General features: G+C 47.4%; 14 protein-coding genes and 4 pseudogenes. 15 read left to right on the top strand and 3 right to left on the bottom strand.

Annotated features, from left to right (window positions below; genetic code table 11):
* Positions 1 to 146 precede the first annotated feature (146 nt).
* From Pmgp_RS11675 to Pmgp_RS11695, 5 genes are all read left to right on the top strand, one after another.
* Positions 147 to 896 (top strand): GGDEF domain-containing protein, encoded by a 750-nt coding sequence (locus Pmgp_RS11675; RefSeq protein ID WP_134214164.1) that lies wholly within the window; start codon positions 147 to 149, stop codon positions 894 to 896.
* Positions 897 to 1628: 732 nt separating this feature from the next.
* Positions 1629 to 6554, top strand: coding sequence for an AAA domain-containing protein (locus tag Pmgp_RS11685; protein ID WP_134214166.1), 4926 nt, complete (start codon positions 1629 to 1631; stop codon positions 6552 to 6554).
* A 268-nt stretch (positions 6555 to 6822) separates the two neighbouring features.
* Entirely contained in the window at positions 6823 to 7077 is a 255-nt protein-coding gene (locus Pmgp_RS20085; RefSeq protein ID WP_205078016.1) for a hypothetical protein, read from the top strand.
* Between the two features lie 64 nt (positions 7078 to 7141).
* Positions 7142 to 7435: a hypothetical protein gene (locus Pmgp_RS20090; protein WP_205078018.1), complete on the top strand. Its 294-nt coding sequence runs from the start codon at positions 7142 to 7144 to the stop codon at positions 7433 to 7435.
* Positions 7436 to 7439: 4 nt separating this feature from the next.
* Positions 7440 to 8015, top strand: coding sequence for a hypothetical protein (locus tag Pmgp_RS11695; protein ID WP_134214167.1), 576 nt, complete (start codon positions 7440 to 7442; stop codon positions 8013 to 8015).
* 45 nt (positions 8016 to 8060) lie between these two features.
* Here Pmgp_RS11695 and Pmgp_RS11700 read toward each other — a convergent pair.
* Both Pmgp_RS11700 and Pmgp_RS20320 read right to left on the bottom strand, forming a co-directional pair.
* Positions 8061 to 8259: pseudogene (locus Pmgp_RS11700) on the bottom strand (manganese catalase family protein); the annotation flags it as partial.
* A gap of 181 nt (positions 8260 to 8440) precedes the next feature.
* Positions 8441 to 8908 (bottom strand): Crp/Fnr family transcriptional regulator, encoded by a 468-nt coding sequence (locus Pmgp_RS20320; protein WP_243119821.1) that lies wholly within the window; start codon positions 8906 to 8908, stop codon positions 8441 to 8443.
* Between the two features lie 298 nt (positions 8909 to 9206).
* Here Pmgp_RS20320 and Pmgp_RS20915 point away from each other — a divergent pair.
* The 10 genes and pseudogenes from Pmgp_RS20915 to Pmgp_RS11750 form a co-directional block, all read left to right on the top strand.
* Positions 9207 to 9464 (top strand): annotated as a pseudogene (locus Pmgp_RS20915) (transposase); the annotation flags it as partial.
* Positions 9465 to 9498: 34 nt separating this feature from the next.
* Complete coding sequence (locus Pmgp_RS20330) at positions 9499 to 9693, top strand: histidine phosphatase family protein (RefSeq protein ID WP_282432902.1); 195 nt, start codon at positions 9499 to 9501, stop codon at positions 9691 to 9693.
* Positions 9693 to 10214, top strand: coding sequence for a VUT family protein (locus Pmgp_RS11720; protein ID WP_134214169.1), 522 nt, complete (start codon positions 9693 to 9695; stop codon positions 10212 to 10214). The genes Pmgp_RS20330 and Pmgp_RS11720 overlap by 1 nt, the downstream gene beginning before the upstream one ends.
* Before the next feature lie 162 nt (positions 10215 to 10376).
* Positions 10377 to 10475 (top strand): annotated as a pseudogene (locus tag Pmgp_RS20715) (spore photoproduct lyase family protein); the annotation flags it as partial.
* Between the two features lie 64 nt (positions 10476 to 10539).
* A complete protein-coding gene (locus Pmgp_RS11725; RefSeq protein WP_134214201.1) occupies positions 10540 to 11088 on the top strand; it encodes an amidase domain-containing protein in 549 nt (182 codons plus the stop codon).
* Between the two features lie 222 nt (positions 11089 to 11310).
* Positions 11311 to 11991, top strand: coding sequence for an HD domain-containing protein (locus Pmgp_RS11730; RefSeq protein WP_134214170.1), 681 nt, complete (start codon positions 11311 to 11313; stop codon positions 11989 to 11991).
* A complete protein-coding gene (locus Pmgp_RS11735) occupies positions 11984 to 13006 on the top strand; it encodes a molybdopterin-binding protein (RefSeq protein WP_134214202.1) in 1023 nt (340 codons plus the stop codon). The genes Pmgp_RS11730 and Pmgp_RS11735 overlap by 8 nt, the downstream gene beginning before the upstream one ends.
* A 28-nt stretch (positions 13007 to 13034) precedes the next feature.
* Positions 13035 to 13591, top strand: a pseudogene (gene cobC / locus Pmgp_RS11740) (alpha-ribazole phosphatase).
* A gap of 50 nt (positions 13592 to 13641) precedes the next feature.
* Positions 13642 to 14064, top strand: coding sequence for a MarR family winged helix-turn-helix transcriptional regulator (locus Pmgp_RS11745; protein ID WP_134214171.1), 423 nt, complete (start codon positions 13642 to 13644; stop codon positions 14062 to 14064).
* A gap of 141 nt (positions 14065 to 14205) precedes the next feature.
* Positions 14206 to 14736, top strand: coding sequence for a nitroreductase family protein (locus Pmgp_RS11750; protein WP_134214172.1), 531 nt, complete (start codon positions 14206 to 14208; stop codon positions 14734 to 14736).
* 114 nt (positions 14737 to 14850) lie between these two features.
* Here the strand turns inward: Pmgp_RS11750 and Pmgp_RS11755 are convergent, their stop codons facing one another.
* Entirely contained in the window at positions 14851 to 15690 is an 840-nt protein-coding gene (locus Pmgp_RS11755) for a L,D-transpeptidase family protein (RefSeq protein ID WP_134214173.1), read from the bottom strand.
* Positions 15691 to 15701 lie beyond the last annotated feature (11 nt).

The following is a 15701-nucleotide window of genomic DNA, read 5'->3' on the forward strand; positions in this document are numbered from 1 at the left end:
ATCATTTCCTTTCCTCCTGTACGCCTGTTAATTTCCAGTTACAGTGTACAGGATTGGTTTGATCGGGTGGTCAACTTTTTGGTGATCAATGGGTTAAAATTGGTACACTTTTAGTTTAGCAAATACATTTTTATGAAGGTGATGTTATGAGCAAGCAAGAATCTAACCTTTTTGAATCTGAAAAAAGGATTTTGAAAGAAGCCGAAGCTTTAATCAGCAGCAGAAAGTACGCAGGTAACACTTTGCTGGAACCATACCGGATTCTTGCCGACCAGTTCGGGAAGCTTCTAAGAGAAGTTGAAAAGATTGTCAGGATCGGCGACGGGCAGCAGGAATACCTCCACCGGATTCAGGAAGATTTGAAGAAGGAAATAAAGAATCGCATCAAAGCTGAGGAGAAACTCCAGTATTTAGCGACAACCGATACGCTGACCGGCGCATACAACAGGGGCACCGGCCTGGCGTTGCTCGAAAACCAGGTAAAAGCACAGAAAAGAAACAAAGATGTTTTTTCCATTTGCTATATAGATGTCAATGGTCTGAAATATGTCAATGACAACTTTGGTCATTTTGAAGGCGACGGACTTTTGGTGTCGGTATGTAAATATATTAAAGGAGTTATCCGTGAAAGCGATATCCTGTGCAGGCTGGGCGGAGATGAATTCATGATTATTTTCCCGCAGTGCGCCAAAGATAATGCGGACGCAATCATCAACAGGATCACAGCGAATATCGACGCTGACAACGAAGGAAAACGGAACCCCTATCATATATCTTTCAGTTTTGGGATTATCCAAGTGGATGCGGATAATGAAAAATCCATTGATGCGCTGATCGAAATGGCGGATATGAAAATGTACGAGCACAAGGAGAGGTTTAAAAAAGGCATGAAATAGATGATTAAAAGGCAGACCTGTTTAAAGAAAGTCCGGGATACGGAAAAACAACGCCGTTGATAAGTGTTTACAGCGGCGTTTATTCTTTTATAAAACCTATTGTCAGCTTTATTTTGAAGAGATAAAGCAGCTTTGGAGTGAGAAGTAAAGCGGGTGTGTTGTTAGCCATTAAAAGTGTTACGTCAGGTGGTTCCGGAACTAAGGAGGTGTAGCTTTTCCGATAATCAGGTTCTCTTCCATCTGGCACGGCATCTGTTTGAGGGTCTCCAGACTCTGCTGCCAAAACCTGAATAGCATTAGCACCTAGTTAAAAAAGATACTGCAAACTCTATTGGTGGAAATTGGAGGATTAATTAGTTATTTGTAGAATAGGTTTCCTGGAAGGCTTCAAAATGGTAGTAGTTGTCAAAAATTTACCATAATATAAGGTATCCAATACGTGTTTTATCAAACTAGACAACCATAGACGATTCCACCTGCGTGATGATATTATGATTAACTCCTGAGAGATTTACATCATGCCCGTATAGCTTATGATAGGGGTAGGTATATAATGGAGAGTATCTTGGTGTTTATGTCTTTGGAACTGTGTATTAATTCTGAAACTAACCGTTAAGAGAACAAGTTATCGATAATATTACAATCAATATACCTCCTGGCAATCATACTTAAAGCGTTAGTTGCTACTAAAATGCTGCTCAACTAAATTTAATTGAACAAAGTGTTGAGATAATGAAAAACAAAGATTACTCGATAGACAACAAAAAAATAAAAAATGATAAAGTCATAAGGCTGGTTGGGTACCTCACTGAACTAGCGAGAATTAACTCTAAGATCACCCGGAGTTATGAAGAATACCGGAAAGTCCTCTGGGTACACAATATTCCCCAGGAACTAAGGTATTGCTTTTCGCGCGCCTGGGGTCAGGAGGACGAACATGGTGATGCTGTTTGGATTGAGGTGAAGAAATTCCCGGAACCAAGGCTGCCCGAGGTTCCGGATATATGTCGAGACTGGATAAACCGCGAAAAGTTAAGGAGTATAGAGGACCTTCCGCTGCTTTATGAAACCATTACGGTTAACAGGGAAAAGAGAGAAGCTGATACTGATGCTATATTTACGGTCAGCGAAGAGTTTTCCCTGCAGGATTATCCTGAGGTGCAAAAAACCTGGGATGAGTATCTAGAAAAACAATGGCTGCCTTGGGCTGAGCTTTTTAGCCGGCATATTGCCGTGCAGAAAGTGTATGCTGATCTTTTTCGCATCTACCAGGAGCAGCAGAAGCTCGGCGAACAATATGAGCTTGTCTATTGTATGGGGCTTCTCACCTGGCGGACACCGTCAGGTCACAACGTAAAGAGACATCTAATCGTTACCAAGGCTTCGCTGGAATTTGAGCCTCATCTTGGCAAGTTCATTGTTGGGCCTTCCGCAGACTTAGACCAAGTTGACATCGAATTGGATATGCTTGAAGTGGAGGATCAACCGGAGAACGCAAGAAAGTTAATAGAGAATGGCAGAAAAGCCTTGCATGATAGCATATGGGACCGATCGGTGGTTGATTCACTTCTTGCGGCGTTTGCCAATTCCCTTGCAGACAGCGGTCAAGGAGAATACTATAAAGACCGCCTGGAACCACAACACAAGTCTCCATCTGATAAGCCTATTGTTGAATACGCGCCGGCCGTAGTCCTCCGTAAACGTTCTCTGCGTGGTCTTGAGCAATTTCTCACAAAAATGAAAGAGCAAATTGAGGTTGGCGGGAAGATACCTGATGAGTTTCTCGACCTGTGTGAGAGTCTTGATACTGGTGAGGCTCAACAGATAAATGAAACAGAAGGCGGAAGACCTCCCGGAGAAATTGAAATTTATTTCCCATTGCCCGCAAACGATGAGCAGCGCCGTATTATCATGACTCTCGACCGTCAGAAGGGTGTCCTGGTGCAGGGGCCGCCTGGAACTGGAAAAACACTCACCATCGCCAACCTTATCTGCCATCTCCTGGCCACCGGCAGGCGGGTGCTGGTAACAGCCAAGACGCCGCGAGCTCTGCAGGTGCTGCATGACAAGTTGCCTGGAGAAATCAAGCCGCTATGCGTCAATCTTCTCGGGAGCGGTACCGAGGAGAAGGAATCCCTAGAAAAAAGCGTTACCGGTATCCTTACGAGACTCGATAGAAGAAATGACCTCAATGTCGACCAGCGCATCCGCCAATTAGAAAGCCAGATCCAGACAAACAGGATGGCCAAAGCCGAAACTAACGGTAAGCTCATGGCGCTGAGGGAATCGGAGACATTCAAACATATCGTTGCAGATGGTGACTATAGAGGGACGGCAGCCGAGATAGCCCGGCAGCTTAAAGAAGAGGAAGAAAATTATTCCTGGTTTTTAGACCGTATAGCACCTGAGGTGGCGCTGCCTGTTTCGCAAGAGGAAATCCAATGCCTTATTCGAGGCATTAATGAGTTTGATGCGGAAGTCGAAAAACAATTAAATAAATTCATCCCCGATCCCGATGCTGACCTTCCTCATGTAGATTTCATCCGTACTCTTTTCCTGCAGGAACAGGCCGCACAGCAGAAAGTGGCCGCAAACGCAGCACATCTGCATTCACCGGAAATACGGGCGCTTCTGCACGCCGGAAAGGTTCAGATAGAACAGCTAACTCAAAGCATCGAGGAACTTGCGGTGGCGGTGGAAAATATTTTGAAAAGGCCCATGGCCTGGATATCCAAGGCGGTCTATGATGTACAGACTGACAAGGATATGCCATGGAAGGAATTGCTTAAGCTGTCAGTTGCCCATGCGGAAGGACTTCGTGACGCTGCCTTACGTGTTGATGCATTAAGTGTCGTCATTCCTGAAGGTGTAGACCGGAAAAGGCTTCTCCACGGTGCTAAAGCCCTCCAGGAACACTTCAAGGCTGGCGGCGGCAGGGGATTTTTGTTCTTTAAACCCAAGGCCGTGCGGGAGTACTGGGGGCTTTTCGACCGGGTCAGGGTGGACGGGCTCGATTGTAGCAACATTGAAACTATTGAGAAGCTTATCGATTATCTGAGTGTAGAACAGCGGCTTGATTATATCTGGACATTATGGTCCGGGAAAACGGACCGCCATCACGGTCCCTTTCCCTTGCAGATTGCGGAAATTGAGGAGTTGCACGAAGCGCTTAAAAGCATCCTCACACTCTATGATCTCAAGGAAAAGACAAAAGAGTGCGTGAAGAATATATCAGGACTCCTTAGCCCTCACTGGGAGGATGTAGCGTCGCTTTATAAACTTAGGAATAAATGCCTGGCCGTCTTAGCCCAGTTAGAGTTGCTGGAAACTGAGAAGGAAATTGATAAGGTGCTGGGGCGTTTGTCTATTATGCTTGCATCCAGGAACGATACTCATCAGATTGTCGGAGAAATTGCTGAAGCATTCAGAAAAAGAGATATGGATCAGTACTGTCGCCTTTTGGACCATGCACGGGACCTGCGTCGCAAGGCGGTTTCCATGCAGAAAAAGCGGCAAACGATCGATAAGCTGGCAAGAGAGGCGCCACAGCTTGCCGGGATGCTAGCCTGTAGCACTGAACCGCGTGAATGGTCGAAGCGTCTCAATATGCTGGACAAGGCATGGGCATGGGCACGAGCAAAAAGCTGGCTGGAAGCTTTTTTGAGCACGGATTCAGAGAGCCTTGAGCGGTATTCCCAAAGGTTTGACCAGGATATCAAGAGAGATCTTGCAGAGCTTGCCTCTCTCAAGAGCTGGCAATTTTGCTTTTCCCGCATGCAGGAAGATCACCGCCGACATCTTGCAGCTTGGCAGCGAGCCATAAAGCTATATGGTAAGGGTACGGGAAAACATGCCCATACTTATCGGCGAAATGCACAACTGCACTTAAACAAGTGCCGGGATGCGGTGCCTGCCTGGATTATGCCGATCCACCGGGTTTATGAGACTGTCGAGGCCGGCGTCGGCATCTTTGATGTCATAATTGTTGACGAAGCCTCCCAATGCGGCCCCGAAGCCCTACCGCTGCTTTATCTCGGCAAACGTATTCTGGTAATCGGGGATGATAGGCAGATCAGCCCGGAAGCGGTCGGTGTGAGCAGAGACCAGGTACAGCGGCTTATGCGCGACTTTCTCTACGACTTCGAGCATGCCGATACATTTGATGTTGAAAATAGCCTATTTGATCATGGTCGAATCCGGTTCAGCAATAGAATTACCCTACGGGAGCACTTCCGCTGCATGCCGGAAATCATCCATTTCAGCAACGATTTTTGCTACCGGACGGACCCTCTTATCCCCCTCAGGCAGTACCTGCCGGGTAGACTAGAACCACTCAAAGCGGTTTATGTAGAGAGCGGCTACCGCGAGGGTGCTGGTCAACGGGTTATAAACCGCCCGGAAGCTGAGGCCGTGGTTGAGGCGCTAGTGAACTGCTGCCTGGATGAACGATACCAGGGGATGGATATGGGCGTTATTACCCTCCAGGGCGAAGCCCAAGCTTATCTGATTGAGGATATGCTGCTAAAAAGACTTGGCGCGGAGGAAATGAAAAAACGGCGGCTGATATGCGGCAATCCATACAGCTTCCAAGGGGACGAGCGCGACGTCATGTTTCTCAGCATGGTAGCGGCGCCAAACGAGAGGATCGGCGTTTTGACCCAGGCGGCAGATCAGCGCAGGTTTAATGTTGCGGCCAGTCGGGCCAAAGACCAGATGTGGCTGTTCCATTCTGTGACCAGAAATCATTTAAGCGATCATTGCTTTAGACGAAGATTGCTTAACTATTTTTATAATCCTGTGAACCGGATTGCCCAGGCTCTTGGTGAAGGTGCGGACGAACTGCGGGAGAAGGCATTCAGGGCAAACCGGCAGATTGAAAAACCGCCGCAACCCTTTGAAAGCTGGTTTGAGTTGGATGTTGCTCTCACTATTGCCAATCGGGGATATAGAGTTGTACCTCAATTTGAGTTTGCAGGTAAGCGTATCGACCTAGTCGTGCAGGGTCAAAAGGCACAGCTGGCAGTGGAATGCGACGGCGATTTCTGGCACGGGGCGAGCGAATACTCGGCCGACATGGAACGGCAGAGAAAACTGGAGCGTTGTGGCTGGCATTTCTTCCGAATACGGGAGTGTTGTTACTATGCGAATCCGGAGAAAGCACTTGAGTCTCTTTGGTCTGCTTTACATATAAGGGGCATCTTACCTGTTAATATTGATAATGACCAAGAAGAACTAAAATATGACGAAGATTTGGATAATGAGGAACATATCGTTGTTGAAGACCGCACTGATGAAAACGGCTATGACGATATTGAAGATGCAGAACAGGAACCAAGTCAAATAGGCAAACAATATTCAGGTAAAAAAGATGAAGTAATACCGCAGAATATACACGAAGCCTTAAGGGTTAAACAGGAATTTTTAAGCAAAGTTATCATTGATATTTTGCACGAGAGGCCTAATCAATCCTGTGTGCGGGATAATATGCCGACCTATATTCTGCAACGATGGAATATTAAGACGAGAGGGTTGCCCCGTACACAGTTCGCCGGAAAGGTGGATGACCTGATTGCCGTGATGGCGCGGAAGGGATATATAACTGTTTATAAGAGTAAAAATGTTCGGATAAAACTCGGATGGGAACTATTTCCAAATTGATATTGCTTTATGATATGGAGATTCGGAAGAAATTACTGGAGCACTCAAAAAAGAGGGATTTGTGAAAATTCCTTCCTGGAGATCACTCCAATTTACAAGAATGATAAAATGCATTTTTGTTTTCCAAAACCAATTGCCATGAGAACATATGTTTGATATAATTCCTATAAGAACATCTAGTTGTTGTAGGTTATATTGGTTAAAAATGAATGATTCATTAGTTATTTTTTAAATAGGTCTCCAAAAAAATTTGAGAGCGGTTCTGCTGATGACAAAGATTTACCATGAAATAAGGGATCCAGTTCATGTTTTTATCAAACTAGATAACGACGAAAGAAAAGTCCTGAATTCATTCCCTTTCCAGCGCTTGCGCCATATCCATCAACTGGCGATGTCTTATCTGGTTTATCCCGGGGCAACACATAAGCGGTTTGAGCATTCCCTTGGGGTCATGGAGTTGGCCGGGCGGGTTTTTGATATTGTTACCCAAGAAGTTAACATACATATCTCAATGGGGCCATGACCCGGCCCGACGGATTGTCAAACGGGAACATTACCGGAAATTATACGAAAAGAATCCGGGAGACATGAGAATAAACCCTGATGCCGGACGGTTGATTTATGAGGCAATCGTTTCGGAATTCGGCGCAGGGGCGGTCCGGAGGGACCCTTACACGGACAAAAACAGCGCCATAGAATTCCCTGTTTTGCGTAGCGACGGGTGCATATTATCATCTTATGAATTGTCGGAAATCATGCAGAAGCTTCCCATTGCTTCTTTTGATTATATTTTTATCAGGCCGGATCTGGTTAAGCAAGCTGACGAGTGGCTGAAGAAAAACAGGAATGATATCATAAAAATAATTCCTTTGGGGGGGTAACCTAATGGAAGACATGAAGCGCCAAACGGTGGTGCTGTCATTAATTGAAAGGCTGAACCTGTATGGCAGTTGGTGTGGTGAGACCCACATCCAGAAAAGCCTTTACTTCCTACAGGAGATGTTGGGGGTGCCTACAGGTTACGAATTTATTCTTTATAAGCACGGGCCGTTTTCTTTTGATTTGAAGGATGAGCTTGGTGTTATGCGGGCCAATATGATTATTGAGATTCAAAGCAAACCTTATCCGTATGGCCCTTCGCTTATTCCCGGAGAGGCTGCGGAAAGGCTGAAAGAGCTTTATCCAAAAACCACCAAAGAGTATGGACGGCAAATTGATTTTGCTGCAAAAAAATTGGCGGGGTTCCGTGTTGCCGAACTGGAGCGGTTGGCGACGGCACTATTTGTTACGTTGGAAGAGGACATGGATAAATCAGCACAAGCACGGGCCAAACGAATCATTGAACTAAAACCTCATATAAAAATAAACGAAGCCCTAAAAGCTGTTGGGGAAGTCAATTCTTTAATGACAGAGGTAGAAAAGGAGTTTCATTTTAAAAAGCCGGTCATTAAGAATCCCTAGTTAATAAAATAACGCTGCTGATAAGTTTACAGCGACGTTTGTCGTTTAATAAAACTTCTTTACTTCCAGGTACGCCTGAACATCGTTTAACGTCTCGCCGAAGCGCTGGAAGTGGACTACTTCTCTTTCTCTCAAAAATCTTAAGGTGTCTTTGATGCCGGGGTTGTCGGTGAGCTGGATCAGTCTCGTAGGTGGCCCTGGCTTTCTGTTCGGCGGCCAGGTCCTCATGCAGGTCGGCGATCGGCAATAGGATCAATTTCTATGGGAATATTTCTAGAAGGAGAAACCGCCCGATAGGGCGTTTCAGACTGAAGACAAACACCGCTTTTATGCCGAAAGGGCTGGAAGCGGTGTTTTATTGCAAGTAAGGATTTTAATAATTTCCGAGAAGAATAAACGAAAAAAGGGAGGCAATGCGGGAAGGGTTATTCGCCGACAGCGCCGGCCAGCTGTTTATAATGCCTGAGCTTCTTGATATCGCGGATGCAGTAAAATCCATTCACCTGTTCAATCAGCTCCAGGTCCTTCATCTCCTTGATGATTTTCACGGTGGTGATGCGGTTGATACCAAGAAGATTGCTGAGCATCTGCTGGCTTACCTTCAAATTAATCATAATCCGGTTATCGCGGCATGTGCCGAAATTTTCCGCGAGAATCAAAAGCATGTTGTAAACCTTCCAGGTGGCGTTGTGGTTGTAGTTCTCCCGCACCTGATCCATGGCGGAGTAATATTTATGGGAAATGGAGCCCACGATGTCCAGCGTTATCTCGTAATCCGCCGCCATCGCCTTAGACAGGTTCGCCTGGGTGATACGAATCAGCTCTGAAGGAAGCAGCGTTTGGAAGTACACCGCGGAGGGATGGTTCAGCAACAGATTTGACTCGAGGAACATGCTGCCCTCCTCATACAAATTGTAGACTTTCGGAAATCCGAAAGCATATATGGTTCAAGGCTTACGCCTTGGGCCATTTTTGTTTTTTCCTCCAATGGCTTCAAATAGAACATATGTTGGCTTGACAAATTCAGATCGCCTCCATAATCGCGAATGAGGCATTTTTTGCCAAATAACGATTCTGGGTTGGTGGTCTTTTTGTTAAAATCCTCGCGTTCACATCAGGAATTTCAAGAATTTCCCAACCGAACAGATCAAGCTTCATTACCTGGAAAAGGGCTACATTGGTACGGTATTAATTTATCATCGAGAGTTAACAAGGGTTTGGTTCACTGATTTAACCTCAATATCAAACATTGTCCGGTTTCGTTACTCTTATCGACGCGGTGCTCCTGCCCGTGATCCCGTTGATATGTTTCGCTCTCTGATTCTAATGGAGATGACTCATTGTAGTTCTATAGATGATTGGGTCAAGAAGCTAAAGGCTTTTCCCCTCTGGGCAATTCTTAGCGGTTTTTCTCCTGATGATGTCCCGGGGGTTGGAACCTTTTACGATTTTTTGAAGCGCCTATGGCTGGCTGATTCTCCCTATCTCTCTAAAAAGGTTCGCAAACCTAAGCGCAAGCCTAAGAAAGGCAAGAAAAGACCTGCCGCTGAGCGAGACCGGCAGGGCCCAGGCCGCCCGCCTGCGCGACGAACTGGCCCGCCTGCGGTTTAGCCGTATCTTTTGCAGCGACCTTAAAGTGTTTGTCCCCCGGACTTCATTTAAAAAAGAGGTTTGTTAATGTCAATATTCTTTTATATTTTATCAATTCTTTTGGCGAACTTCTTGTCTGCGCAAATTCCCCCTCTGCAATTGGGGCCGTTGCTTATTTCACCGGGTACGTTTACAATCGCAGCCAGCTTTATCCTCCGTGATTTAGTTCAGAACAGGTATGGGAGGAGGAAAACATATTATTTTATTGTCCTTGCCCTTATCTTGTCTGCCATTACAGCTAAGGCCCTGGGCGATCCACTTACAATCGTAATAGCCTCGGCCTGTGCGTTTGCAGCCAGTGAGTCATCTGACACTGAAATCTATTCAAGGCTGAAATTACCTATGGCATGGCGGGTGTGGTGGTCTGGCTTAGCGGGAGGAATTCTGGATTCCGGTATATTCGTCATAATTGGCTTGAGCCCACTCGGGATGGGCTTTATACCCTGGCAGCTCATACCCGTTGCTATTATTGGCCAGGCTCTTTTTAAGATTATTATGCAAGGCATAGGAGCAGTGGCAATTGCAGTATATGTGAAAGGGGTTGATTAGCCGGGGAATACTTGCATGGCCTAATGGCCGCGCATGGGTATCCGCACAGCCTATCCAGCTATTTTCCGTCTGACATACAGTCGCCAACCGAGCCCTTGTACTGTCTGAACTTTTCCATGTCGGGTATACAGTACAAGCCGTTTATCTGCCCTATCAGCCGCTTTTCCTTCGAAAAGGACCCTGGTGGTGGGAGTCCGCCGCACTATGGACTTTGCCGCGTGCAGACCTTCGGCCCACTTTCAGCTGCCCCTGGCCACATCCTGATGTAAAAGTAAAAGAAATTATTGACTTTTATCAGAATGCTTCTCCGAATATTTGCTCGGGAATGCGTGATGATCATATTATAAAACTCGAAAAGATTAATAATAACTGGCTCATAACCAGTGATAGTAGTAATAATCATACAAAGAAAAATTTAGCAGCATTAATAGAAAAAGGCAACACTGCTTCCCAAGCCAAGGAAATAATACTTGAATGGAGCAAGGAAGAATTACTGGAGAAAAAGGCTAAAGCTTCAACACCTTATAAGGCTAGCCAGAGTTTTGCAAATACACTAAGCTTGCAGCCTTACAATGCTTCTTATGCAGCAGCATGGGCTTATCAATATGCTTATTCAAATAATCCCTCTCCATGGTATACTTATACTAGTAGCGAGGGTGGAGATTGCACTAATTTTATTAGCATCTGCCTCTATAAGGGTGACATACCTTTTGATACAGTTGGCAATCCCAGTTATAATCAAAGGTGGTTCTGGTATAGTAATTCAAATCGCACACCAACTTGGACAGGTGTAGATGAATTTTGGGATTATGCAGTAAATGATACTGGTTACGGTTTGTCAGCAAGTTCAGTCAGTAGGTCAAATTACTATTAATGAGGTCATTTTGACAAAGCATTAAACATTGTATTTTCTGTTTTAAACGCTTTAAACCCCCTATGCCTCGTAGTTTTACTGCGAGGTTGTTAATTTTTTAACTATTATTGTAGTCTTTACTACATGCGTGTCATTAACTACTATTCATGTAGTCATTTTGACAATATACTCAATTTAAAAAATTGATATTTTCTGTTGCAAAAAGGAGCTGTCCGTGTGGTGATGAGCACAACAGAAACACCAACCTCCGGCAAAGGCTTGAGAATCTCAGATATCGTGCTGCTGGATATGGACACACCGGAAGACTACCTTTACCTCCAGAGCTACCATAGAAGAAAATCCATACCCACCCTTGATGAATGCAGGCAAATTTTACATGAAACCGGGGTGGGGGAACAAGTCAAAGAACACTGCTCCATGGTCGCGGTTATAGCCAAAGAACTGGCCGCCCGGCTGAATCAAGCCGGGGCGGGACTGGATAAAAACTTAATCATGGCCGGCGCCCTGCTGCATGACCTTGCCCGCAGCGAGCCCGACCACGCGCAGGCCGGGGCAAGGCTGCTGGAAGCCAGGGGCTACCCTTTGGTGGCGGCGGTGGTGGGAGCGCACATGGATATCGAAGCAGACGAGTCCCACCCTCTCACCGAAGCCGAAGTTGTCTTCCTGGCCGACAAGATGGTCAAGGGGAAATACATCGTCTCCGTCAAAGACCGCTTTGCCGCCGCGCTGAAAAAATATCAGGGCGACCCGCAGGCGTGCGCCGCCGTGGCGAAAAGGCTGAGACAAGCCGAGCTGATTATGCTCAAGATAGAAAAAATAATAGGACGTCCCGTTGAGAGCGTGCCGGCGCCGGACATTCATTTTGACAAAACATATTGCAAGGGAGATGAAAAGTATGCTTAAGGTGCCGGTTGAAAACGCGGTAGGCATGATTCTCTGCCACGACCTGACCAGGATTGTCCCCGGCAAGTTTAAAGGGCGTGTTTTCAAAAAAGGCCATGTGGTAAAGAAAGAAGATATACCCTTACTGCTGGAGATCGGTAAGGAAAACCTTTACGTCTGGGAAAACAGAGAAGGCTTCCTGCATGAAGACGAGGCCGCCAGGCGCATGGCATGCGCCGTGGCCGGGTACGGCGTCACCATGACCGAGCCCAAAGAAGGCAAAATAAACCTGCTGGCCAGTATGAAGGGGCTCTTAAAGATAGATACCGCCGGACTTAACGCAGTCAACGATATTGAGCAGGTGATGCTGGCCTCACTGCATACCAACCAGGTAGTTGAAAAAGATACAGTAGTCGCCGGCACCAGGGTCATCCCGCTGGTCATAGACGAAAAAATCATTGAGCAGGTAGAAGAGCGGGCGGCTCAGTTCGGGCCCCTGGTGGAAGTCAAGCCCCTGGCCTGCCTGAGGGTCGGGATGGTCGTTACCGGCAGCGAAGTCTATAAAGGGCGCATTGAGGACAAGTTCGGCCCGGTGGTCAAAGCAAAGATAGTAAAACTGGGCAGCTACGTTTTCAGGAAGATCAACGTGCCGGACGACACCGGGATGATAGCGCGGGCAATCCAGGATTTGCTGGCTGAAAAAGCCGACCTGATTGTGATTACTGGCGGCATGTCGGTCGACCCCGATGATTTGACTCCGGCCGGTGTGGTGGCGGCGGGCGGAAAGATCGTATCTTACGGGGCTCCGGCCCTGCCGGGCGCCATGTTTATGGTGTCGTACATCGGGAAAACCCCCGTGCTGGGTCTGCCCGGCTGCGTGATGTTTTCCAAGCGGACAGTGTTTGACCTGGTCCTGCCCCGCATCATGGCCGGAGAAGAAATTGAACGCCGGGACATTGTGGCCTTGGGCCACGGCGGACTGTGTCTGGAATGCCCGACCTGCAGGTTCTCCGCCTGCCCCTTCGGGAAAGTGTAAAAAAGTGAAGCCGCAAGTAATCTACCTCGTGCGGCACGGAGAAATTGACACCGGCGGCAAAAAGCGCTATATCGGCCATACAGACCTGCCGCTGAGCGAGACCGGCAGGGCCCAGGCGCCCGCCTGCGCGACCAACTGGCCCGCCTGCGGTTTAGCCGCATCTTTTGCAGCGACCTGATCCGGTCGGTCTCCACCGCCAGGATTATCTGCGAAAAGCAAGATATGGAACCTGTGGTCAGGAAAGACCTGCGGGAAATCGACATGGGGCTGTGGGACGGCCTGACCTTTGACGAGGTACGCCGTTCCTATCCCGGCGAGTATGAAAGGCGGGGCGCCGACATTATCAATTACCGGCCGCCCGGGGGTGAAAGCTTTGCCCAGTGCGCCGCCAGGGTACTCGCCGCCCTGGATGAAATACTAGCTTCCGCGCATGGCAGCATACTTATTGTGGGACACGCGGGCGTTAACAGGGTCATTGTCAACTGGGCCAAGGAAATACCCCTCAAATATATATTGAAAATTCCGCAGGACTACGGCTGCCTGAACATCTTGATGAGTACAGACGCCGGCTGGCTGATAGTGTAACAGAGGCAACATATCTTGACCTTGGTTAGAAGTCTAACTATAATAAGGTCATGTTAAAGAAAACCGCTGTATCACTAATCGGCCGTATCAGAGACAGTGCTAACAGGTTGATCATATCAGAACTTGAGAAGCACGGTGTGGAAGGGATTGTCCCCTCACATGGCGATATTTTGGCCTGTCTTTATCAAAATGGCCCTGTGACCATGAAGGACCTGGCTGAATATATCCACCGGACTAAACCTACGGTCACGGTTCTGGTCAATAAGCTGGTTGAGTTGGGATATGTGACCAGAGAAAAAGATGCCGGCGATAACAGGATAACCTATATTAACCTGACTGAAAAAGGAGTTGCACTGCAGCCTGTTTTCAACGAAGTTTCAGCGCGGCTAAATGCAATTATTTATTGCGGGTTAACTGAAACTGAAGGAGAAAATTTTGAAAAACTCCTGGAAAACATTTTGCGAAGATTCTAGCCTCCTTTAAAAGGAGTATTTTTTTGCGAGATATGTTAGATGTCTAATTTTTGTCTTGACTTTGGTTAGATGTCTAATTATAATAATTATTGTAAGTTAGATATCTAACTATTTAAAACAGCAGTAAAAGGAGAATGAAAAATGGATGCTTTGCAGGCTATCGCCAGGAGAAAAAGTACGAGGGGTTTCACAGCGGAGCAGATTTCGGACAAGCAGCTGGAAACACTCCTATTCGCGGGAGACGCGGCGCCCAAGGCAGGGGGCACAGCAGGGTCAGTGCATATATCGGTGATCCAAAACAAGGAACTGCTCGGCAAACTGATTAAGGCAGCAGCGCAAGCTTTTAATGAAGGAGAGGGCTTCACCCCATTCTATAACGCGCCGACTTTACTGGTTTTATCCGGCAAAAACGACACCCCGTACAATGGAGCGGGGGCAAATGTGGCATGTGCAGGCGAAAACATTTTGATTGCAGCGACTGCTTTGGGTTTAGGTTCTGTTTACCTGACCGGTTTCCTGGCCGCCTTTTCTGTGGCTCCTGAACTGATTAATGAAGTGGGGATACCGGAAGGATTTACACCACTGGCCGGTGTGATTACCGGCTATGCGGCAGAAAAAGATTTTATGGAAAAGGAAATTAAGGCAGGTGAATACGTTAACTACGTCAGGTAGTAAAAGCCTTACTTAGATCATCATATAAGGAAGTAAATGATGGGGCTGTCTCAAAATTTTGAGCTGTCCCATCATTATTATGAAAAACGTTTAATGTGAAGGTGTAACAAAAAGCTATGGCCTCCTGTCTCCCAGCGCCAGGTCATTAACCAGCTGCAGCCGATCATAGGTCTCCGGGCCGACAATGCCGTCCGGGCTCAGCCCCTGGTCACGCTGAAAATTGATCACCGCCGCTTCTGTAACAGGGCCGTAGAACCCGTCCAGGTCGCCCCGGTAATAGCCGAGCATCTGTAAAATTTGCTGGACGCGCACCACATCGGCGCCGGGGTCCACGCCAATGCGCAGCAGTCTTCCCGTAAACGCATCGCCGATTATCTTCACCCTGGTTCCGAGAGCCACCAGGTCATATACCCGGATGACGTCGCTGTTATGCATCCGGACACAGCCGTGGCTGACTGGTTTGCCGATGGAGGCCTCGTTGTCTGTGCCGTGAATGCCGTACCCTCCCCACGGGCAGTTTATCCGCATCCAACGCACACCAAAGGGGCCGCCCGGGTTTTCGGTTTTTTGGATGATTTTCCAGTCCCCCAGGGGTGTAGGTGTTTCTGGTGTGCCGACAGCCACCGGAAATGCAGCGACTTGCCGCCCGAACCGGCTCAGGGTTAGTTCCAAGGTGCGGGTATCGATAGCAATTATATATTCGGGCGCGACTGTGACTTCATCCTTGGGGCTGAGGCCGATGGCATTATAGGTGTCGGGACCGACAATACCGTCCGTGAGCAGGCCAAAACTCTGCTGCGCCCTGATCACGGCGTCGCGGGTTTCCGGGCCGTAAACACCGTCAACAGGACCTTTATAAAAACCCAGCTCGGTAAGCCGCCTTTGTATATACTGGATGTCGGGTCCCTGCATTAAAGGATCCATAATCCGCAAATATCTGCTTGCATAGAGCATAAAGATACCAC

It is taken from the genome of Pelotomaculum propionicicum (genome assembly GCF_004369225.1).
Classification (GTDB): Bacteria; Bacillota; Desulfotomaculia; order Desulfotomaculales; family Pelotomaculaceae; genus Pelotomaculum_B; species Pelotomaculum_B propionicicum.

Coding starts and splice junctions, on each gene's coding strand:
- Pmgp_RS11755 (WP_134214173.1), bottom strand. CDS start 15,690: ATGCTCTATGCAAGCAGATATTTGCGGATTATGGATCCTTTAATGCAG.
- Pmgp_RS20090 (WP_205078018.1), top strand. CDS start 7,142: ATGAGAATAAACCCTGATGCCGGACGGTTGATTTATGAGGCAATCGTT.
- Pmgp_RS11685 (WP_134214166.1), top strand. CDS start 1,629: ATGAAAAACAAAGATTACTCGATAGACAACAAAAAAATAAAAAATGAT.
- Pmgp_RS11675 (WP_134214164.1), top strand. CDS start 147: ATGAGCAAGCAAGAATCTAACCTTTTTGAATCTGAAAAAAGGATTTTG.
- Pmgp_RS11720 (WP_134214169.1), top strand. CDS start 9,693: ATGTCAATATTCTTTTATATTTTATCAATTCTTTTGGCGAACTTCTTG.
- Pmgp_RS11750 (WP_134214172.1), top strand. CDS start 14,206: ATGGATGCTTTGCAGGCTATCGCCAGGAGAAAAAGTACGAGGGGTTTC.
- Pmgp_RS11735 (WP_134214202.1), top strand. CDS start 11,984: ATGCTTAAGGTGCCGGTTGAAAACGCGGTAGGCATGATTCTCTGCCAC.
- Pmgp_RS20320 (WP_243119821.1), bottom strand. CDS start 8,908: ATGTTCCTCGAGTCAAATCTGTTGCTGAACCATCCCTCCGCGGTGTAC.
- Pmgp_RS11725 (WP_134214201.1), top strand. CDS start 10,540: ATGCGTGATGATCATATTATAAAACTCGAAAAGATTAATAATAACTGG.
- Pmgp_RS11745 (WP_134214171.1), top strand. CDS start 13,642: ATGTTAAAGAAAACCGCTGTATCACTAATCGGCCGTATCAGAGACAGT.
- Pmgp_RS11695 (WP_134214167.1), top strand. CDS start 7,440: ATGGAAGACATGAAGCGCCAAACGGTGGTGCTGTCATTAATTGAAAGG.
- Pmgp_RS20085 (WP_205078016.1), top strand. CDS start 6,823: ATGACAAAGATTTACCATGAAATAAGGGATCCAGTTCATGTTTTTATC.
- Pmgp_RS11730 (WP_134214170.1), top strand. CDS start 11,311: ATGAGCACAACAGAAACACCAACCTCCGGCAAAGGCTTGAGAATCTCA.